Raw genomic sequence first — 21,573 nt, 5'->3', positions numbered from 1 at the left:
TGTATTTGGGAATAGTCATTTAAACGTTCTACAGTCCCTCACCAAATAGCAATTTCATCCAAGCGATCACTGATCATTTATAAGATACTGCTTAAATTCTTAGATTTGGATTTTGCAAATGAGTGATCAATTTGAATCTTATACTGCCGACATTGAGCCGAAGTCTATGCAAAATAAAAAGGCTTTTTTCCAAGGTGTGGTCGATATTTTACCTTTATCTATTGCCGTACTGCCTTGGGGTATTCTGGCTGGATCAATGGCAATCAATGCTGGATTAAGCTTTGCACAAGCGTTCTCAATGTCCGCTGTTGTATTTGCAGGTGCAGCACAGTTGGTAAGTTTAGGTTTAGTCATGTCACATGCATCTGCCTTGACGATTATGATTACGGTATTTTTCTTAACCAGTCAGCATTTAATTTATGCGCTTAATTTTCGTCAAGATGTCAGTCGTTTTCCGTTTAAGCAACGCATATTAATTGGCTTCTTGCTGACAGATGAACTGTTTGCTGTCGGTATTGGCAAAGATAAACAACGCAACTTTGCTTATCTGTTTGGTGCTGGGCTATGTTTTTATTTGGCTTGGTGTCTATTTAGTGTATTGGGAATTGTACTGGCTAAATCAATTCCAAATTTAGAAAGCTTACATTTAGATTTTTCAATTGTTGCGGTATTTATTTTGATTATTGTGCCTATGGTGAAAAGTAGCGCAACTTTAGTGGGCGTCATATTTACCTTAGTATCTGCCTGTATTTTTAAATATTTTCAATTTGAAGCGGGCATTGTGCTATCTGGGATTTTGGGAATGTTTAGTGCGATGTGTACGGCAAAAATCGTCGGAGTAACAAACATAGGAGCACCAAAATGACATGGACTTTATTGTTAACTTTGGCAGGCATTGTATTGATTAACCGTTACTTTTTTTTAGAACCTAAAATCGCCCTGAAATTACCTCGTGTGATTGGAAATATGTTGCAGTATTCAGCGCCATGTTTGCTGACCGCTATTTGTGCCCCAATTGTATTTTTTAATGGAGATCAATTGCGTGCATTGCCTTTGGATGCCTATTTTTTAACAGCAATGATCTGTGTTGTTTTAGCACTTATTTCTAAGAAAATTCTAGTCAATTTAGCTTTAAGTTTATTGTGCTTTTACGGGTTATTTTATCTGTTAAATTGAAGAAAATGGAGGGAAAAGCCGAATTGAATTTTCCCTCTGGTTTATTTGCGCTAAAAAGCCAGTTTCTGGCGTGTTTTCCATTTGGGTAGTACTTTACCAAGATAGGCATCCACGCACCATACGGGGCCAATGAGGAGGAATTGAAGGTCTTTAAAGAAAGAAGGCTTTTTACCTTCGACTTTGTGACCATAAAATTGACCAATCCAAGCCAGAATAAATACCCCAATATAGAAACCAACACCGACTGGGAGTAAGTAAATGATCCATGCCATGACTGCAATTAATGCGGTCATTGCTACAGCAAGAACAATATCTAAACGGGCATAGAAAACGAGGGTTAGAACTAGAAGTAGTGCCGTAAGCAAAGCACTAAAATGTGCAAGAATCCCAATGATGGCAAATAAAATCGCGGGAACACAAGCCCAATGGATGGCTTTATTGGTTTTGTTTTGATGACTTTCGCTATATTCATCGAACCATTCGGTGATTGTTTTCATTTGGCGCTCCATGCATGTGGTTGGCTATATTTATTTTTTGCTGAAAACAATATAAATCAGAATAATGTTTTGGTCAAAATAGCGGCTTTAATTAACATGAGTATGACTTAACTATATCTTTAACTTATTGAAAAGCAATGATCTCGACGGAGTCTTGCTGAGCTTACATTCAATTTCAGGATCAGCCTGCGGCTCGCCCTACTTTTCTTTCGGGATGAGGAGCGAAGCTCCGCAAGGGTAACCATCTTGCGCAGCTACATCGCTGCTCACCGCAAAACTCGTCGACCACCAGTAACGCATTCAATGAATCGCAGAAATAACACTTTTTTGAATGAAGTCCTGCCTCAGACAGTTGCGGATGACGTTTCCACGTATCATATTTCATCAAAAATTTTATATCGAAATCAGGTTAATTAAAAATAAGTGCTGGTCAGGGGATTTCAATGTGTTGCCTGATAGAAATTTAAAATATCACGTGCCCATGTTTGGTGTTCTGGTTTAAGTGTGACTTTGATTTCCTGAAAATTGGTGACATCGTTGCCATCGCTTTCGTCGGCATAATAGGCGATCCCATGTGTTTTATTGGGATAGTTAGGAATTTGATAGCTAAAATATACTTTATTTTTATTGGCTTTGACGATGTTTAACAGGTGATTTTTATCTTCAATGGCACCAAATTCATTGTCTAAACTGAGCTTTTTGATATTGGGGAAATACAAGCTTGCGCTATGCATGGCACAGCCAGCACACGCGGATGAATTATAAATGGTGATGGCTTCATCTTTTTTACGGCTTGCCAGCACAGCATACGCAATGCCAGAAGGTCCCATATCCGTGCTGATCACTCGCCATGAAAGGGGGACAAGTACAGGACCAATACCCGGCAGCAAGATGATTTTAAAGTTTTTTGCTTGAGTCGCAGATAATGTATAACTGAACTGACATTTCACTTGTTGGGTATTGTTGATCTTACAGATGGAATCATCTTTGTAGAATCCTGTATCGTTAAAAGGATTGGAAATTGCTGCAATATAGGTATCCACTGTTACATTATTGCTGAGAGTAGCTGCGGGAAGTTGTTCAAGTTGGTGTTGTGGCTGAGGTGCTTGGTTGGTTTTTAGATCAGGAAAAGTGGCTTTGAAAATAGCGATATCTCCATAAGCAAAACCACTTAGGCCCAATAGTATGATTAAAAATTTCGAATTGAGCATGTCCTATCTCGACTATCCCTTACTGATCCTTATTGGGGACTTTGATAAATCAATTGACCTTCTTTATAGGTTGCCAATATTTTGATGTCTTTAATCTTTTGAGTGGGCACTTTTAATGGGTCTTGATCTATCACCACAAGATCCGCTAATTTGCCTTTTTCTAAGGTACCTTTGTCTTTTTCTTCAAAGTATTGGTATGCGGCCCAATCTGTGACTGATTTTAATGCAATATAAGGACTGACTTTTTGATTCTCACCTAATACATCTCCAGAACGGGTGGTACGATTGACGGTTGCATCAATCACCATCATATTTTTAGGAGGGATGACTGGAGCATCATGGTGCTCAGTAAAAATCATATTTTTTCTTAATGCAGAACCTGTAGGGGAAATTCGGTTGGCACGTTCTGCGCCGAGCGTTTCATGTTTATGCCAATCGCCCCAGTAGTAAGTATGTAATGAGAAGAACGAAGGAATAAGCCCTAATTTCTTGGCTTGATCTAATTGATCCTCACGCATGGTTTGCGCATGAATAATCACATTGCGGCGATCTGCTTGGCCATATTGTGCATTGGCTGTCTCAATAGTTGCGAGATATTGGTCAATTGCAGCATCACCATTGGCATGTGCAAGAATTTGCCAATGGTTCTTATAAGCCAGATTAATTGCATCTTGAACCATTTTTGTATCTGGGTAGGCTGGATAACCACGATAGTCTTTAGTTTTTCCTTCTGGTGGGATGAAGTAAGGCTGCGTTAGCCATGCGGTTTTGCCTTGTGGGGAGCCATCTAGGCTGATTTTAACCCCACCAATTCTAAAATGATTTTGATAATTGAGACTACTGCCATTTTTCAGCATGTAATCTTTTTCATTGATGATATCTGGATAAACCACGACATCAATATTCAATTGATTGATGGCCGCAAAACTTCGCCATAATTCAGATGTACCATGATCTGCCCGACCTTCTTGTACAGTGGTATAGCCATTTTTGATATAGGTATTCAGTGCTGTTTTTGCCATATTTTGCATGATTTCAGGTGGAACTTTACTAAATGCAGTTGCCATTGCTGAAAAAACAGCAGCTTCTTCAAGTACACCATTGGGTTCTTGAGAATTTGCTTTACGACGAATAATCCCGCCAATTGGATTTGGGGTATTTTTATTGATGTTTAAAAGTTCAAGAGCTTTGTGATTGACAGAGGCTAAGTGTCCTGACTGATGTAAAACAATAATCGGGTGATTGGTGGAAACCAAGTCTAAATCATCTGCTGTAGGATGTCGTTTTTCTTTAATTTGGGCGTCATCATAACCATTTCCAATAATCCAGCCTGAGGTTGCTTTGATAAAGTCAGGATTGTTTTGTTGCCATAATGAAAGTTCATGAATCAATGATGCAATATCTGAAACGTTACCATCTGGCGTAGGGTAGAGATTTGCCACAGTTTGCTGTAGACCGACACTATTTAAATGGCTATGTGCATCAATAAAACCAGGCAGCAGGGTATGACTGTTTAAGTTAACCTCTTGGGTATTTTTTGGTTTTAACTTTTGCGCTTGTTTTAAATCACCTGCAAAGACAATTCTTCCATCCTTGACCAGGAGCGCTTCGACATAATGGGGTGACATGCCTTGCATGGTTAAAATTGAGCCACCGTAAAATAGCGTGTTTGTTTGCGTCAATGTTGCAAGATCCGCGGGTGTATTCGTGTTTGTTGGAGATATTGTGGTACATGCGCTAAGCGAGCCAAGGCCAATTACGCAGATGATGGGTGCAATTGCATGGACAAGTTTTGATGGAATGCTGATTTGTAACATGAATAATCCCCCAATTTTGTTTTATTAAATATTGCTGAAAACAGATGAATTGAATTGTTTATTTTATTCAAACTAGCAAAGATTGTGATCTGCGTATAGATTTGATATGTGTATAAAAATAATGACTGTTTTTAAATTTTAGCAATGATCTTGATTCATCCTAAACGATTTTTTATTTATATACAGCCTAAATAAATCTTTTTCTAAAATAAATCACACACAACAGCGCCAGTGCTAAACCAATAAATGAGGGGCCATAACCGATAGGAGTAGCAAGTAAGCCAACAATTACTGCTCCTGCTACAGCCCCACCATAATTAAAAATATTCACCCGTGCGATAATTTCATCGCGTCGATTTTCATCTATACGACCTGCTGCTGAAAATGTCAGCGGGACTAATGCGCCTACAGCAACACCAGCCAGTGCAAAACCAGCAATGACAATCGCCAATGAATGCCCTAAGCCAGCGATTGCACAGCCCGTTGCACCAATCAGCGTTGTGATGAAGGCAACCCATGCAGCGCTTTTAAATTTTAAAAGATAATCCAGACTTAAACGTGTGAGTAAAATACCCATTTGGTAAGCAGCATAACCCAATGGGGCGACTGTGGCTGAGCTTGCTAAAATATCTTTAAGATAAATTGAACTCCACGTGCTGATTGCTGAATCAACAGTAAAGGCGATGAGAATGATCACACCAAAAATAAGCAATTGTTTATGCGGAATTGGCGAACGTTGTTGAGGATGTAGGGCAGCATTTTCTTTTTGTTGAAATAACCAACGTTTTGACACTTGCGATGTAATCAAACACATCACGACAGCAATGCACAATGCTGCTGTTGCCCCAAGTGTAGTTGAAACTGTCGCAGACATGATTAACGCGCCAAGGAAAGCAGCAGCGGTATAACAGGCAAAGAAACCTCCCAAGGCGCTTTTTCCAAGTTTTTGCTCCATCATGACAGCTTGCATATTCAATGCCGCATCTAAACATCCGAGTCCAAGCCCATAAAGTAAAAAACTAGCGACCATGATCATGACACTAGGACTAAATGCTGCAATTGCAATACCGATGCCTTCAAATAGCAAGCCGATAACAATAGCCAGCCTTGAACCTAGTTTCACAGCGAGTCGATCTGCCAAAATAGAACCCAACGCTGCTGCAATACAGACGCTAAGGATAATAATCGACAGTTGATCATCTGAAAGTCTGAATCGGTTTTTGATTGTAGGAAGCGCGGTCATGACGCTGGCATAACCCAAGCCTTGCGTGGCAAAACCAAGTGCGATTACTTTTTGGGTTTTGCTGAGGGATGTATGCGCGAAGTTTGGCGTTTTGCTGTTCACGTCCATGCATGGCTCACTTTTTTACTTTTAGAATTTAAACTTCGGTTTTCGTTTTGCTGTTTAGTGATACATCCTGTATCGACTCGCATTTTATTTTATCTGGAATGCATTTAAAGAAAAGGGGCATAACTGGAAAGTTAAGGGGGCAATTCGGACATCTGTATTTTTATTTTTTGCAATAAAAAAGCCACTGGAAAGTGGCTTTTGTTAAATGCATGCAGTGATTTACGAGTTTGGACCATCTACGCGTTCAATATTAACGCGTGCTGTTCCTGAATTTGTAATACCTAAACGCTTAGCAGCGCCGTAAGAGAGGTCAAGTACACGGTTACCATGGAAAGGACCACGATCGTTGACTTTAACCACTACGCTTTTACCATTGTCTTTATTGGTTACACGAATAAAGCAGTTTAATGGCAAGCTACGGTGTGCAGCAGTCAAATCATTCATATCGAATGTGTCACCGCTTGCGGTTTTACGGCCGTGGAACTGACGACCGTACCAAGATGCAACACCAGTTTGGCTAAATTTGCGAACTGTGTTTGAAGCAACTTCATTAAGTTTATCAATTACTGAAGGCTCATCTTCAGGAACTTGAATCTTTGCTGCAATAGTTTGACGACGGACTTGATCGCCAGAACGTTCAGTAATTGACAAACTGTTTAGGTTTGAAAAATGAGAGTTGAAATTTGTTGAATCTTTGCTAATCACACGAGAAGCTAGACTCGAACTATCCGAATCATTGTTTAAGTATGATGACTGAACCATTTCTGAGTTGACCTGCGTCATACTCAGACCCATGGTCAGGGCCATCATATATTTTAGTGAAGCATGCATCGTTTAACTCCTTGGAACCTCAATTTTAACTTTCTAAGTCGCTGAAAATTAACCATAGAGGTCTGTAAATTCACTTGTGCAACTGCATTTAACGGAAAGGATAATATTCAAGCTGGAATAAATGTGTCTAGCATTATTTAAGAAACAGTTACAAAAAGGACAAATTCTTACAGGTTTTGATTAAAAAATAAACAATATTGTAACAAGATGTGCAAAAAGTATTAAATGTGATCAAATTAACATAAAAAAATATTGACTTATTTATTGTTTAGGAAATTGCAAGTCTTAACGACTTACAATTTCGGTGCCTAAAAGCCATAAAGCAGTGGCATACATACGGCTTCTATTATATGTCGTAATCACTTGAAAATTAGGATAAGTAATATAATAAATAGGGCCATTGCTGTCCTGTAATTGAATCACATTAACCAAATCTAAGTCATCAATTTTGACGATTGGATTTAATGGAGAAATCCCTAAATTTTTAAGTGATCCATAGGGAACAGGCTGAGTTAAATCTTTTGCAATAACTGCTTCAGGATTGTTCCCTGTATAACGCGCTAAAAACGCAATAGGGCGATCACGCTGCCAGCCATGTTGAGCCAGATAGTTGGCAATTGAACCAATCGCATCGACCGCAGAGTTACGTAAGTCAACATGACCATTTCCATCGTAATCCACGCCAAATTTAGACACATTACTTGGCATAAATTGCGGATAACCTACTGCACCTGCATAAGAGCCAACAATCGAATTGGTTGGAACGCCATCTTTATATGACCATGCAATTAAAGCACCCAACTCATCTTGGAAATATTGCGCACGGCGAGGATAACCAAAACCGAGGGTTGCAAGTGCATCACGGGTGATAAAGGAGCCCTTATTTGAGCCATAACCTGTTTCGACCCCTAGAATGCCTAGGATGATTGCTTGAGGCACCCCAAACTGCTGTTCTGCGCGATTTAGCGTATCTGCATATTGTTGCTTAAAACGCACACCACGTTGGATGGTGCCTTCAGCTAAAAAATTAGTCTTATACTGATACCAAGGTTTACTTTCACCTGGTCGTTCCATAATGCTGATGATATTGGGTAAATTGCGTGAGCCATTCATAGCCCAATCAATTTGTTCGCTACTTAAACCATAGGTTTGCATGGTTTTGGCTTTAAAATTATTGTATTCAGGGTTGCTAGCAAAATCATTGGCTTGGCAGAAACTGGTCAGTGAAAATGCAGCTGCACAAAAAGTGATGTTTTTAACCTTCTGTAAAAGCCCAAAAGTAAACATAGGTTATATTTCCTAATTATTTATGATAAAAAATTAACGATGTGTATGTATAGACATCACAATGCCAAAAGTGGCCATTAAAGTAATAATTGCAGTACCACCATAACTCATAAAAGGTAATGGCACACCGACTACAGGTAAAATACCACTGACCATGCCTGCATTTACAAATACATAAACAAAAAATGACAAAGCAAAAGTACCTGCGACAAGACGGCCAAAATTATGGAAGCATTGTAGACTCATTTGAAAGGTTCTAAAGATAATACAAAAGTAAATGATGATCAGAAGTAGGATACCAATCAGACCGAATTCTTCGGAAAATGCTGCAATAATAAAGTCAGTATGACCTTCAGGTAAAAAGTGTAAGTGTGACTGAGTACCTTCTAAATAGCCTTTGCCTATAAAGCCACCCGAACCTATCGCTGTTTTAGACTGTATAATATTCCAACCTGTGCCTAAGGCATCAGCTTCCGGATTAAATAAAGTTAAAACCCGTTGTCTTTGATAATCATGGAGTAGAAACTCCCAAGCTATTGGAATAATCACAGCAATAGCACTCACTGCGCCTACAATCATTTTCCAAGAAAGACCACTCAGAAATAATACAAAAATTCCACTGGCTAAGATGAGTAGTGACGTCCCTAAATCGGGTTGTTCTGCAATTAGTATAAAAGGAATACCAATCATAATCAGTGATAAAAACACATTTTTAAAACTAGGCGGTAGAGGATTGCGAGATAAAAACCATGCAATCATCAATGGCATACCAATTTTTAAAAACTCACTGGGTTGAACGCTGCCAAAACCTGGAATCCCAATCCAGCGTTGAGCACCCATGCGAACCTCACCAAATACTTTGACCGCAACTAAGCAGAGCAGTCCAAACAGATAAAAGTAGGGTGCAAATGCTTGATAAACTTTAGGGGGAATTTGGGCTAAACCACACATGACGAGAAAACCGATACCAAAGCTCATGGCTTGTTTGTAAACCAGCCCCATATCTTGTGCAGAAGCACTATAAAGGACGGTTAAACCAAGCATCGCGTTTAAAATTAGAAATAAGCTCAACCAAGGGTCAATATGGAGTTTTTGCCAGCGTGAGGGGATCATGGCAGTACTCAGACCATCACGAGGAGATTGACGTAAAAATTTATATTGAGAGCTTGGTGCCATTGGTCTATTTTGTGCGGGAAATGTGTTTTGCGAATGCTATCACAATCCCCCTTGAAGGCAATGAATATCAATACTTTGCAACAAAATTATGACCTGAATTTTGTGATTATTTTGAGGTTGAAATATTTAAATTAGAAAATAGTAGGTTAAAGAGATTGAATTAAATGGTTTTGACTTTGAAAAGGTCTTATATGGATCTAGGGATAGTATTTTATAATGATTTTAAGTTTATGAATTTAATGGTTAATTACTATCCTTAAAAGCATAGCTCAGTAACTTTATAAAAAATGCCCTTACAAAGAAGGGCATTTTTATATTTAAAAATCCAATTGAATTTTAACGATCAATTAAAAAATAAAGTATCGTAATATTCTGCAACAGCTGTGATCTCATCTTTATTTAAATTTGGAATCAATTTGTCAATTGCCATGTGGACTGCCTTACCTACAGCGGAAGCCCCTATATCTGCAGCTTTACGTTTGATCATACCCAAATCGAGCGTTTTATTGAAATCGCGCATAAAATGGTTAATCGTCGCATCTGAGAATTGTTTGAATTGTTCAGACAAAACTGCACGATTTACATCACCATTTGCTTTGACTTCAGCAAAGCTATTTTTAAGATTGATGACTAAACTTGAGTCTAAATTCACTCCCACACGGAATTGACCTTGTGGATCTTTAAATAGGCTACGTTCGGAAAAATCTACAGACTGACGAACCACATCATTGTCTGCCTTACTTAACAATTGTTTAAGTAAAACAGCAACAGTTGATTTGACATAGCCTGCTAATTTTTCAGCAGTATCTCGTTTGTCGCTTGCAGGGAAGCGACGAACAAGTTCAATCAAAAGCGTATCAATAATTTCTTCATTAATGAGTAAGGCAGTTTGATCACGTAAAGGATAAAGTGGTTCGTTAGAGTTTTTTTTCTCAATACCAGTCTGAATGTTCTTTAATAGTTCTTCAGAAGGTACAAAACCAAAAAAAGGCATGTTTTCAACCTCAATGTTTATTGTCGCGCCAATCGAATTGGGCTTGGCATCCATGATTCATCAGATACACGGCAGGGGTTAATATCTAAACCGCCACGACGTGTATACGTTGCATACACCATCAGCTTTTCAGGTTTTAAATTTTGCCAAATATCGGCAAAGATTTGTTCCACGCATTGTTCGTGAAAACCGTTATGCTGACGATACGAGATAATATAAGCTAAAATACTACGATAACAAGGTTTTTCGCCTTGGTATCGGATAAAAACAGTTCCCCAATCTGGTTGTCCCGTCACAGGGCAATTACTTCTCAATAAGTGTGAATACAGTTGAATTTCAACGTTTTCTCCGTCTTGTGTATTTTCTTGATCAAAGGTCAAAAGGCTTGCATCTGGATGATTGACCAGCTGGTCAGGTTCTTGATCATCAATACAAATACCCATTGGTTTGGTAATCTCTAAATCATCAACTTGAAATAAAGTTAGAGTCACTGCTGCTTGTGCAGCAGTAGATAAGTCTTTTTCAACAGTATTGATAAAAGCTTGATGAGAATCAAACTGGGTAAAGTTCATGCTATTAAAGTAGAGCTTTAACGACTTCGATTCAATCAAATTTGGTGATGTTGCAGGAAGCGCAATACGCCCAATGGCAACTTGCGGGATCCCTTTGGTATTTAGCCAAGAAATTTCGAATACATGCCACCAATCTTGACCTTTATATATACCCGCTATATCCGCATATTGCTCACGTGCTTGTGCACGTGCGATCGGGAAAAGAATTTCGGGTTGATAGGTAGTTGGGTAATCGGTTTCTTTACCCAATAAAGATTTTTCAACAGACATTATTCACGCATTCCTGAACCACGAGAAAGTAAATAGTAAGCAATACCATAAAGTACGCCACAGAAAAGAGTCACTATCAGTAAAGACAGAGAAACATTGACATCACTATGACCTAGAATTCCGAAACGGAAAGCATTGACCATATATACAATTGGGTTAATTAAAGAGAGATTTTGCCAAAATGGGCTTAAAGCACTGATTGAGTAAAATACACCACCTAAGTAGGTCAGCGGTGTTAATACAAAGGTTGGGATAATGGAAATATCATCAAAAGATTTTGCATATACAGCATTGATAAAACCCCCTAAAGAGAATAAGAGTGAGGTAATAATAACGGTATATATTGTAACGAAAATATTGTGTATATAAAGGTCAGTAAAAAACAAACTCATTGCTGTGACAATTGCCCCAACAAGAACACCACGAGCAACACCGCCAATCACATAACCACACAAGACCATATGTAATGGAACTGGACTCATGATCAATTCTTCGATGCTTTTTTGGAATTTAGCACTAAAGAAGCTTGAAGACACATTGGCATAACTGTTTGTAATCACCGCCATCATGATAAGACCCGGCACGATGAATTGCATATAGCTAAATCCACCCATTTGCCCAATACGAGAACCGACCAAATTTCCAAAAATCACAAAGTACAAGCTCATGGTAATCGCAGGCGGTAATAAAGTCTGCGGCCAAATTCTCATAAATCTGCGAATTTCTTTTTGAACTAAAGTATAGAGTGCAATACGTAGTTGAGTAAAATTCATTCTGCAACTCCTTCAAGATTTTTCTCAACCAGTTTTACAAATAACTCTTCAAGACGATTTGATTTATTGCGCATACTGCGAACACGAATGCCCTGAGCTTCTAAAAGTTGGAATAAATCATTTAAAGAATGTGCTTTATCCATCGTGACTTCTAAAGTCATTGGGTCAATCAGGTTGAATTTCACACCAATAATATCGATTGTAATGGGTTCAATTGGATTTTCTAAATCGAAAATAAAAGACTCTTCGCTCAATTGATTTAAGAATGCTTTCATTGAGGTATCTTCTTTGATGACACCACGATCAATAATCGCAATTTGACGACATAGCATTTCTGCTTCTTCTAAATAATGCGTGGTTAAGATGATCGAGGTTCCTTTTTCATTCATCTCTGTAAGGAAATCCCACATTGAACGACGTAATTCGATGTCCACACCAGCAGTAGGTTCATCTAAAATCAAAAGCTTAGGCTCATGCATCATAGCACGCGCAATCATTAAACGGCGCTTCATACCACCAGACAACATGCGCCCTTGAGTATTACGCTTATCCCATAAACCTAATTTTTCTAAATATTCTTCAGCACGTTGTTGTGCAATTTTAGGCGGAATTCCGTAATAACCTGCTTGAGTAACTAAGATGTCGAAGATTTTTTCAAACTGACCGAAGTTAAATTCTTGGGGAACGACACCTAGGCATTGTTTTGCATGTGAAGGATGAGTATCTAAATCATGACCAAAAATTTCCACAGTACCCGAGGTTTTCCGTGCCAAGGAACTGATAATACTGATTGTTGTCGATTTACCAGCGCCATTTGGTCCTAAAAGTGCATAAAACTCTCCTTCTGGAACTGTCAAATTGATTCCTTTGAGTGCTTGGAATCCATTTCTATAGGTTTTAGATAAATCTCTTAACGTCAGAGCATCAGTCATGAAATTCTCACTTGGTTTATGGAGTGTGTATTGTGAGCGATCTTTTTAAATAAACCAAGTAAGTTAGGAGGAATTCTGCATTGCAAATATGCGACATTGTTTAAAGCATGAGCATCAAGCAAAAGAGTTGTTTTATAAATGCTTTACCTAGCGGTTTTTTTTGTTATGATGTGCCATCTCAATTTAAGCGCCCATAGCTTAACTGGATAGAGTACAGGTTTCCGAAGCCTGTGGAGTGGGTTCGAGTCCCGCTGGGCGTACCATCTTTGTTTCAATTTGTCTCAAAACCCTTTATATTAAAAGCATCTAGACAATCCCTTTGTCGCATGATGTACCGCGATTTCTCAAGTTTTTAACGGTATACCGCAAAACCCAATAAAAATGTATCGTAAAAAATGGCAAAACTCGTTTTAAGTCTTACAGACTCAAAGATAAAAGCTGAAATCTCAGCTCAAAAAATCGCCTGATAAAGTTAAAAAGTTATCGAATGAAAACGGCTTAAACTTATATAGATAAAAAGTGAGGAACTTGCTGGCGCGTTTACTATGTTCGTTCAATCTCTAAGAAACGTGCAACATTTACTAATAAATAATGATGGATATAACAAGCATGGACCCATCATCACTTGTTATATTTTACAAATACTTTATCAAGGTTTGCTCGCTCTGATGAATTAAAAATGGAAAGATGTGGATCTTGAAAATTCTAAATGGTCCTATACACCATCTCAAACCGAAAATGCTTTAGGCACTCAAAATTGGTTGTACCTTTTTATTAAAGCAAGTCTTGTCTCTTTTTAAAGAACTGAAAGTAATTACAAGGCATAGTGAATATTGTTTAGCTAACCACGGGGGCAAAACAAGAATTCTTAGTGATCTCAATAAATAAGGCCTTTAAAAATCTAGGCTTCAATAATGGTGAGACTACAGACGATGAGTTTCGCGCACCTGTGCGTACTTTATTAAATGAAGTTAAAGGTGGTACGAAAAAGAGGCTAAATTAAATAGCATAATATTTTTTTATGACATAATTCTTTATATGAGATCAACTTTTAAGAAATCAGTATGGCAAGACTTCAAATGGAAAACAAAAAAAATGTTCAATTTACCGACGAGGCGCAAGAGCTGATATGTTTTGCAAAAATTTGTGATATCCAATCTTGGAAAGAAGTTCAGAATCAGTATATAGAACTAAAAAAGAAAATTGCTCCTAAAAAAGTTTTATTGCTTTTAGAGGATATCGGACAATGTAACTATACTTCGATGCATGCCTCTATGAGTGATGGGCTTTACTTTGATTTATCTGAATACCTTGACGAGGGTGAAAGCGAAAATATTAGCTACGAAAATGCTTTACCTCTTGAAGTTCAGTATCATATTAAACAACTCTTAAAGCCTGAGAATCAAGTAAGTGTTCGTGATTTGTATGGAAAATTCAGTTATAGCGATCAAGATTTATCTATTCTAATACAGATAAATATGCATCCTGAGAAAATTTTGGATAAATGTATTGAGGTAAAAGTATTAAGAAATACAACTGAAACTCAAAAATTTGCAGCCCAGCCTAATGGCTATTTTAGTTGTGATTTTAACCCATTTGAGTCTTTTAGTTTAATTCAATTTTTAGATAAAAATTTTGGCTTAGAGTATATTGGTCTAGGGGCAAGTTTATTATTTTTTTCTAAAACACCAATGTTTACATCAAGTAAATTAGATGACTTATTTAAAGAATTGGAAAAAATTTATAATTTTAATCAAACAATGAGTACACAGTTGAAGGAGCATTTAACGAACTATGATTATATCATTTTACCATATGTAGAATCGTTGGAAGTATTTGTTTTAGATTAAAAAAGTTACTAGAAGAGTTTGCTCAGTACAATATAAGCGGTTTGAAAAATATTAATAAGATTTTAACTAAACCTCCCTCGGGAGGTTTTTTAATATTTAATTCAACCAGCTTGAAAGCATATAGATCACAATTGCGAGTAAGAATAATCCTATTAAAATCAAAATATATATAGGTATTCTGCGATTTTCTTTAGCTTTCTCTGACCTTTCTTGAGAGCGTGTTTGGCTTTTATTAATTAGCATATTAACCTCTAAAAGTTTATAAAGCTGCTAATTGTATGTTGTGCTTATATTTGCATTACATTGTGAATATATGTAGTGTGATGGTTTGGTGTGCCCTCGAATTGGAGGGCTAGAAGTATTAACTAAAAATTTTCAAAATAGATTGGATGACCACAACGTTAACTAGATCAATAAAAAATGCGCCAACAAGCGGAACAATCAAAAAAGCTTTGTGTGATGGACCATACATATTAGTAATCGCCTGCATATTTGCAATTGCGTTAGGGGTTGCACCCATTCCAAAACCACATAGACCCGAAGCTAAAACTGCTGAGTCATAGTTTTTTCCCATAACACGAAAAGATATATATACTGCAAATAACCACATCGTAATAGACTGAGCAATCAATAGTATAATCATTGGAACAGCTAAATCTGCTAATTGCCAAAGCTTCAATGAGACTAAAGCCATCGCTAAAAATAGGGCAAGCGCAGTGTTGCCAAACACGTCAATTGAACGATCAAATATCGGTTGCTTAAAGCCAGTTTCAATCACGTTACGAAGTAAAATGCCACCACCTAAAGCCCATACAAAAGTAGGTAATTCAAACGCAGTACCAAGAGTTAAGTTCTTCATAATCTCTGCAAAAGCCAAAGCAAAAGCAAACATTCCCAAAGTTATAATAGCGTTATCTGCTGTAATGAGACGAACCTTTTGCGGGGCTTCAAATGCATATTCACTATCTGTCAATGGTGCACTTTTATTGTCTTGACGTACTTCTGTATTTAAAGGCGAAGCCAATTGATGCTTGCGGATTAAATATCGTGCTAACGGTCCACCCATTAGACCGCCAACTACCATACCAAATGTGGCACTTGCGATTCCCATAGGTAATGCACCTTCAACGGCATATTTTGATTCGAAAATCGGTCCCCAGGCACCTGCTGTCCCCAAACCACCGATTAAAGCAATTGAACCCGCAATTACGCCCATAAGAGGATCTAAACCAACCATCTTAGCGACAGCCATACCTACACCATTTTGCACTAAAACAAAGATAGATATTGCGATCAGGAAAATAACTAAAGGTTTTCCACCTTCTTTTAGCTTTACGAAATTAGCACTTAATCCAATTGATGCAAAAAACATCAACATGAATGTATCTTGCATCGGCTTATTTATTGAGATTGTGTATCCCATAAATTGATGAATTATATAAAAAATAATTGCGCCAACCAATCCGCCTGCCACGGGTTCTGGAATATTGTATTTTGTTAAAAAGGGAATATATTTGTTTAAAATACGTCCTGTATATAGAACCAACACAGCTAGCATGAGCGTATACGTTGGATTAAGTATTAAATCCATTAAATATCCTTAATTATTAGTTTGTTGTGCTCTATAGCATTGTGATTTAATTTAACAGATTAAGATGAAAACTATTAATATAAACTACAGAATAAATGCACTGTTCAAAGATAAAGCGATGTATTTCATACTTCTAATGCATTTTTATATTTTTCTATGCATTTTTTGCATAACAATTTACATAACTATGGAAATATCTTGGAATGATCAAAGTATCCAAGTAAGGTTGCTGATCGCTTATATTTAGATCATTTTTCCAAATTAGAGACAATTCATCTTTATTGTTTTGTACAGTTGGCTTTATGTAGAAGTATGGCTATTTGTTATAATTTTCGGATTTGTTAAAATAGCAATATTAAGGAATTGAAGCCTAATCTCTTTTTTATGGTAGCTAATACACTATGATTTAAAATTAATTAAATCATATAGATATAAGATGGTTGTTGTGGCCACTCTGCATACCATTTTAATAAAAAACCTTACTTCCGTGAGGGCAGTTGAAATTTAATGTATAAAAAATAGAGAGACAGTAATATTTAATTACCAAACTAAATTTATTACTCGCTATATCTCAAATAATGCTGAAGGATCAAGACTGACTGTTCTCAGCTAAAATTTACTTTCCGTAATTTTAAAATTTATCTCAAACAAACTTTGAGAAATTTTATTGAAGAGATCCTTTACCATATTAGAACAGTTTGCCCATGAAGAGATTTACAATAAGAATTTAGCAAATCAAACTCAATATTTAAAAATATTGTCGCTAGGTGGTAGGGAGTAAGCTTATGAAAAAATTAAATTATTTTGTAGAGATTAAAACATAAAGTGTTTTAGCCTCAAAAAGTAATGATCGCTTTAAATTTGAAGAAGAAGATATACTCTGTGTGAATATGATAAATGACTGATGGATACTTTAAAAAAGTATTAAAATTAATAATTATCCTGAAACAACTTTTGTGATTTATTCAAAAGAAAGATTAGGTGATTTGATCTTATAAATTTGAAAAAAGATTGGGAAAAGTTCTGTTCAATATTCTAAATGATGCTGTGAGACTAAATCTCTCATGTCATGAAGCATAATTTTATTCAAATAACATTGAAAAATGAGATTTTAATTAAGCATAAAATAAATTTTAAATATTTTTTTGTTTGCATTGTTATTTTTAGTTCAATCCTTAGAGCTGAGGGCGCAGGGGATCCTAAAAAGCATAAATGAGTAGTCAACTATAAGTCAGCGAAATATAACATGTGTCTATCAGTTTTCTTTTAGTCGAATGATTAAGCTAAGTATTTATAGATTTTAAATTTTCGTATCAACATGCATATTGGGTGTTTTTCACCGATTAAAAGAAAGCTCTAATAGTTGTTATATATTGCCACTGACAAGTAAAATCAAACCCTAGTAAAATAGTAGGTATTCCTCCTGTTACCGAATAATCGGTTTTTGCCTGTATTCTTTCCCCAAAGATGCAGGTTTTTTTTACCTCATTGTTTAGTTTTTTCTGTATATCATTTCAAATTTTTTGTGTTGAAAATCATAGAAATCACAAGAATTTAGAATTTTGCTCAAAGTTCATAAAGTAAGCCTGAATGCGGTAGTATAGTAATTAACGACAAGAGTAGTCATTATGATGAATGAAACATTTAAATATTTGTATACCCATGTGGGTATATTTGGTTCTTTACCTACACATAAAGTGTTTAAAAGCGATAAAAGTGATAGAACAAAACTAATTTTTGCTGATAATACATTTGTTTATAGTTTAATTTCTTCTTGGGCTTTGAGTAACTCAGATTTTGATAGTGGAAAAGAGACGTGGAAAGACGAGCCAGCAGATTATTTAGAAAATGAAATAAAAAAATTAGCTATTTATAAAGCGAATCATCCCTTATTTATCACTGAATTGTAATTTTATATTGTAGCTAGAATTAACTCGCAGCTGTTTAAAGATGGATTGAATACCTAGCTAAAAGCTTTAAGATTGTCTTGCAGAAATGTGAGGCATTCTTCATCTCTTAATTTTTCTTAATTCGCCAAAAAAATGTCATAAATGGGTGTTATATTGAATAAAACAAATGAGGGGAGCTAACATGAGCATTAATCTAAAAGAACTAAACAAGCAAATTGCTGATTTTAAAGAAAATAAGGAGCCACAAAAATTAATTATCGGCTATAAAACTTATTCTAAATTGATGAAAGAGAGTAAGTTTTTAGATAAAATTAGCAAAGACGCAAATGATCCAATGATTAGATATTATAAAGAAATAAAAATAAAAATAGTGACCGAAAAGCATTTTTTTGAGATTGAGTAACTGATCGAGCTTTATGAAATCATTTGTGCGCAATAAAGTTGTGAGTCAAGTGCCTAAGATGTCATTTTAATCCCAAAAATTGATAAAGATATTTATGTATTATTCTAGAAAGGCTGTCATCAGACTAAAATGATAATTCTTATTTAACATTTTAAAAGTAATGGTGATTTGGAAGATCTACATTTTTTTAATTTCGGTCGCAATAAATGTTGAAAATTCCACCTTATTAATGTATAATTAATGTACAAAAATAAAATAAGGTGATTACATGATATATAAATCTATAAACATCGCTTTTTTCTTCTTTATGTTTATTGTTCTTACTTTGCTTATACATTTATTTGGTAATATCCCTTCAGGGTTATGGGTGTATAAGTAAATACAACTGGATCTAAGAGCTCATCAAAAGATGGGCTTTTATGAGTTTTTTAATACTAAATATATCCAGAAAGATGTTGTGTTTATGTTGATTATTAGCTGAATTGTCTATTTAAATTATTCTTTCTAGTTAGAAATTTGGAATGCAACCTCGTCTAACCACTGTTAAGTGTCAGTGTATAGAGATGCCTAAAAAGATTAAAATATAGTTAATCTAAAAAATGATATTCTTCTAAGAAAAATTGTAAACATATATAAAAGTATAAAAATTGTGTGAATATAGCTGTTAAATCAGTCTTTTTAGTATATATATTTAATAATGGTTGTAATCCTTATCTTTAAAGCGTATAAAGTCACTTCGTTGATGCGGGATGGAGCAGTCTGGTAGCTCGTCGGGCTCATAACCCGAAGGTCGTTGGTTCAAATCCAGCTCCCGCTACCAACGAAAAAAGATTTAAAGTTTATAGCCTAGTTCGCTTCATGCTTACTAGGTTTTTTTATGTTTAAAATTTAACAAGATCAAACTCTAAAGTTATAGAAAAAGACGGCATGAAAGTGGGATAAATTAAGCCACTAATTTATTTTTTGTATTTGAAGATAAATAAAATAATGGTATTTATTGAGTTTTCACTTGTGCTTACATTTTCTATGGTCCAATCTAATCTATACAAATTGCCTGCTAAATATTGGAAAGGAAAGATATCGATTGGATATGGTATTGGATATTTTGAGGGGGCTGTCGGTGATAATTATCCACATCGTCATCACGCACATCAATTAAGCTTTGCAAAGGAAGAGGGAGAGCGTGTTCAGGTTGTTTATGAGGATGAAGATAAATGTATAATGAGTAGTGGGGTGTATATCGCAGCAAATACATCACATCATTTGCGACCAGGAAACTACTGTTCGATTTATATTGATCAAACACATTTCCTTGCAGATGTCATACAGCATTATTTACAAGGGTACCTACAATCAGACTCGCCCATTCGGGTATTGCCTGAAAGTCTGGTGATTATACTTAGAGAATTCTTTCTAGAACAAAATCATGCTATTGAATCTTTTCAAAAACTTATTAGTTATTGTAGTCAGAATGACTTCAAATATCAGAACATCAGAGCAAGACATCTTTCAGAATATCTTATTCTCAATAATCAAAAGAATTTAACAGTTAAACAAATTGCAGCAAAGCTCAATATCTCAGAAAGCCGTTTTAGTCATTGGTTCAGTGAAAATTTTGGTATTTCTTATCGTAGTTATCGGAAGTGGATACGCTTATTGCAAACCTTACAAGCAATAGAGCAGGACGTTAATTTAACAAGCATAGCTCATCAATCACACTTTTCTGATCAACCACACTTTAGTAGAACGTGTAAACAAATGTTTGGTATTCAACCCTCATTATTAAAATTTATTCCATTCATTGAACAGATGCCGATATTAGTAGTGCCATATAAACCATATTAACAAGACATTATAGCGGTTTCGTTCAATATTTAGGGTATTCCAATCCGCATACTACTGAAGCGTATTATGATGATTGGAGTAATAAGTGAGCGCTTTTTTTAAAATATCTCTACAATATTTATTTTATCCGCTTTGTATGATGTTTACAGTATGGATCGTGATGTTGGTCGTCTCTGGGCAAATTCCGTATTGGCCAAGTTCAATAATTTTAATCTTACTAAGCGGTTTACTGATTGCATTGGTTGAATATTATTTGCCTTATCAACCCAAATGGCTAGATACACATCAAGATTTTCTTACAGATATAGTTCATGCAGTTTTTAATTTATTTTTGATTGTTTCTGTAGCAAAAATGATAGAGTGGTTGGATCTTTTTAGATTTATTCCTCGTTTATGGCCTGACCAAATTTCGGTATTTTGGCAGATTATAATTGTTGCTTTAATCATTGATTTTGGACTTTGGTTCATGCATTACATGAGCCACAAGTATCGATTTCTATGGAAATTACATGCGATTCATCACCATTCACGTCGGTTATATTGGTTAAATGCTGAAAAGAGGCATCCGCTGAGTGCAATTGTCCTTGCTGGGCCAAGTTTAACTGTATTGGCTCTTTTCGGGGCACCTAGTTTGCTGATTGGATGTTGGCTGATGTTTATGGCTGTACATTTGTTTTTCCAGCATGCCAATGTTGATTATCGGGTGGGTCCTTTAAAATATATTTTTGCTGTTGCCGAGGTTCATCGTAGTCATCATCAACATGGTCTTGGTCGTAAAAATTTTGGAGAAGTTTTTATATTTTGGGATATTATTTTTGGAAGCTTTTTTTATGAAGATAAAAAAGTTAAACATGATCAAGTCGGAGTGCGTATCCAAATACCAAATCAATATCTGGCTCAATTGCGCTGGCCTTTTAAAAAATAATCTTAAAGATGATTTTTACTTTAATCCCTACTAGCCAAAACTAAATCACTTGTTAAAAGTGATTTAGAAAGCTTAAGTTACTTGGCAAAGCTCTCGTTTGAGAGCTATTTAAGTAGATAAGTTCCTCTTTAAGCTTAAAAGAAGTTAAATATATATAAGAAA

The 21,573-nt window shown here is 35.9% G+C and carries 19 protein-coding genes and 2 tRNA genes; 9 read left to right on the top strand and 12 right to left on the bottom strand.

Translation table 11 applies throughout. From position 1 onward, the window contains the following. Positions 1–118 precede the first annotated feature (118 nt). A complete protein-coding gene (locus AC2G3J_RS13700) occupies positions 119–865 on the top strand; it encodes an AzlC family ABC transporter permease (RefSeq protein ID WP_336953898.1) in 747 nt (248 codons plus the stop codon). After that, positions 862–1,176 carry a branched-chain amino acid transport AzlD family protein gene (locus tag AC2G3J_RS13695; RefSeq protein WP_004820009.1) on the top strand — a complete coding sequence of 105 codons (315 nt, stop codon included), beginning with the start codon at positions 862–864 and terminating at the stop codon, positions 1,174–1,176. The genes AC2G3J_RS13700 and AC2G3J_RS13695 overlap by 4 nt, the downstream gene beginning before the upstream one ends. Before the next feature lie 50 nt (positions 1,177–1,226). Here AC2G3J_RS13695 and AC2G3J_RS13690 read toward each other — a convergent pair whose 3' ends face one another. From AC2G3J_RS13690 to AC2G3J_RS13640, 11 genes are all read right to left on the bottom strand, one after another. Continuing rightward, positions 1,227–1,673, bottom strand: coding sequence for an Mpo1 family 2-hydroxy fatty acid dioxygenase (locus tag AC2G3J_RS13690; RefSeq protein WP_419328155.1), 447 nt, complete (start codon positions 1,671–1,673; stop codon positions 1,227–1,229). Between the two features lie 440 nt (positions 1,674–2,113). Then, positions 2,114–2,884, bottom strand: coding sequence for a DUF4850 domain-containing protein (locus AC2G3J_RS13685; RefSeq protein ID WP_483770131.1), 771 nt, complete (start codon positions 2,882–2,884; stop codon positions 2,114–2,116). A 29-nt stretch (positions 2,885–2,913) separates the two neighbouring features. After that, entirely contained in the window at positions 2,914–4,701 is a 1,788-nt protein-coding gene (locus tag AC2G3J_RS13680; protein ID WP_483770130.1) for an amidohydrolase, read from the bottom strand. 187 nt (positions 4,702–4,888) lie between these two features. Beyond that, positions 4,889–6,052, bottom strand: coding sequence for an MFS transporter (locus AC2G3J_RS13675; RefSeq protein WP_336953894.1), 1,164 nt, complete (start codon positions 6,050–6,052; stop codon positions 4,889–4,891). A gap of 219 nt (positions 6,053–6,271) precedes the next feature. Further along, complete coding sequence (locus tag AC2G3J_RS13670) at positions 6,272–6,883, bottom strand: septal ring lytic transglycosylase RlpA family protein (RefSeq protein WP_004722011.1); 612 nt, start codon at positions 6,881–6,883, stop codon at positions 6,272–6,274. A gap of 285 nt (positions 6,884–7,168) precedes the next feature. Further along, positions 7,169–8,170 carry a lytic murein transglycosylase B gene (gene mltB, locus AC2G3J_RS13665; RefSeq protein WP_004820018.1) on the bottom strand — a complete coding sequence of 334 codons (1,002 nt, stop codon included), beginning with the start codon at positions 8,168–8,170 and terminating at the stop codon, positions 7,169–7,171. A gap of 33 nt (positions 8,171–8,203) precedes the next feature. Then, entirely contained in the window at positions 8,204–9,346 is a 1,143-nt protein-coding gene (gene rodA, locus AC2G3J_RS13660) for a rod shape-determining protein RodA (RefSeq protein WP_483770129.1), read from the bottom strand. A gap of 343 nt (positions 9,347–9,689) precedes the next feature. Continuing rightward, positions 9,690–10,340 (bottom strand): hypothetical protein, encoded by a 651-nt coding sequence (locus AC2G3J_RS13655; RefSeq protein ID WP_336953892.1) that lies wholly within the window; start codon positions 10,338–10,340, stop codon positions 9,690–9,692. Between the two features lie 17 nt (positions 10,341–10,357). Beyond that, entirely contained in the window at positions 10,358–11,182 is an 825-nt protein-coding gene (gene queF, locus AC2G3J_RS13650) for an NADPH-dependent 7-cyano-7-deazaguanine reductase QueF (protein ID WP_336953891.1), read from the bottom strand. Further along, on the bottom strand, positions 11,182–11,955 hold the full coding sequence (locus tag AC2G3J_RS13645; protein WP_336953890.1) for an ABC transporter permease: 774 nt from the start codon (positions 11,953–11,955) through the stop codon (positions 11,182–11,184). The genes queF and AC2G3J_RS13645 overlap by 1 nt, the downstream gene beginning before the upstream one ends. Continuing rightward, complete coding sequence (locus AC2G3J_RS13640) at positions 11,952–12,887, bottom strand: ABC transporter ATP-binding protein (protein WP_483770128.1); 936 nt, start codon at positions 12,885–12,887, stop codon at positions 11,952–11,954. Before AC2G3J_RS13640 ends, AC2G3J_RS13645 begins: the two co-directional genes overlap by 4 nt. A gap of 187 nt (positions 12,888–13,074) precedes the next feature. Here AC2G3J_RS13640 and AC2G3J_RS13635 point away from each other — a divergent pair. Together AC2G3J_RS13635 and AC2G3J_RS13630 are read left to right on the top strand one after the other, a co-directional pair. Beyond that, positions 13,075–13,150 (top strand) — tRNA-Arg (locus tag AC2G3J_RS13635). A gap of 801 nt (positions 13,151–13,951) precedes the next feature. Continuing rightward, on the top strand, positions 13,952–14,737 hold the full coding sequence (locus tag AC2G3J_RS13630) for a hypothetical protein (RefSeq protein WP_336953888.1): 786 nt from the start codon (positions 13,952–13,954) through the stop codon (positions 14,735–14,737). 361 nt (positions 14,738–15,098) lie between these two features. Here the strand turns inward: AC2G3J_RS13630 and gltS are convergent, their stop codons facing one another. After that, positions 15,099–16,328: a sodium/glutamate symporter gene (gltS, locus tag AC2G3J_RS13625; protein WP_336953887.1), complete on the bottom strand. Its 1,230-nt coding sequence runs from the start codon at positions 16,326–16,328 to the stop codon at positions 15,099–15,101. A 1,628-nt stretch (positions 16,329–17,956) separates the two neighbouring features. Here gltS and AC2G3J_RS13620 point away from each other — a divergent pair. The 5 genes from AC2G3J_RS13620 (at position 17,957) to AC2G3J_RS13600 (ending at position 21,411) form a co-directional block, all read left to right on the top strand. Further along, the gene (locus tag AC2G3J_RS13620) at positions 17,957–18,238 is read left to right on the top strand and encodes a hypothetical protein (protein WP_336953886.1); all 282 of its coding nucleotides are present in this window, start codon (positions 17,957–17,959) and stop codon (positions 18,236–18,238) included. A gap of 181 nt (positions 18,239–18,419) precedes the next feature. Then, positions 18,420–18,641 (top strand): hypothetical protein, encoded by a 222-nt coding sequence (locus AC2G3J_RS13615; protein ID WP_336953885.1) that lies wholly within the window; start codon positions 18,420–18,422, stop codon positions 18,639–18,641. 743 nt (positions 18,642–19,384) lie between these two features. Continuing rightward, positions 19,385–19,461 (top strand) — tRNA-Met (locus tag AC2G3J_RS13610). Positions 19,462–19,667: 206 nt separating this feature from the next. Beyond that, positions 19,668–20,486: a helix-turn-helix domain-containing protein gene (locus AC2G3J_RS13605; protein ID WP_419330757.1), complete on the top strand. Its 819-nt coding sequence runs from the start codon at positions 19,668–19,670 to the stop codon at positions 20,484–20,486. Positions 20,487–20,571: 85 nt separating this feature from the next. Then, the gene (locus AC2G3J_RS13600; protein WP_336953884.1) at positions 20,572–21,411 is read left to right on the top strand and encodes a sterol desaturase family protein; all 840 of its coding nucleotides are present in this window, start codon (positions 20,572–20,574) and stop codon (positions 21,409–21,411) included. Positions 21,412–21,573 lie beyond the last annotated feature (162 nt).

This window comes from Acinetobacter legionensis (assembly GCF_057165765.1).
Note: the sequence above shows the minus strand (reverse complement) of the source record. Positions and strands in the feature narration are given on the sequence as shown.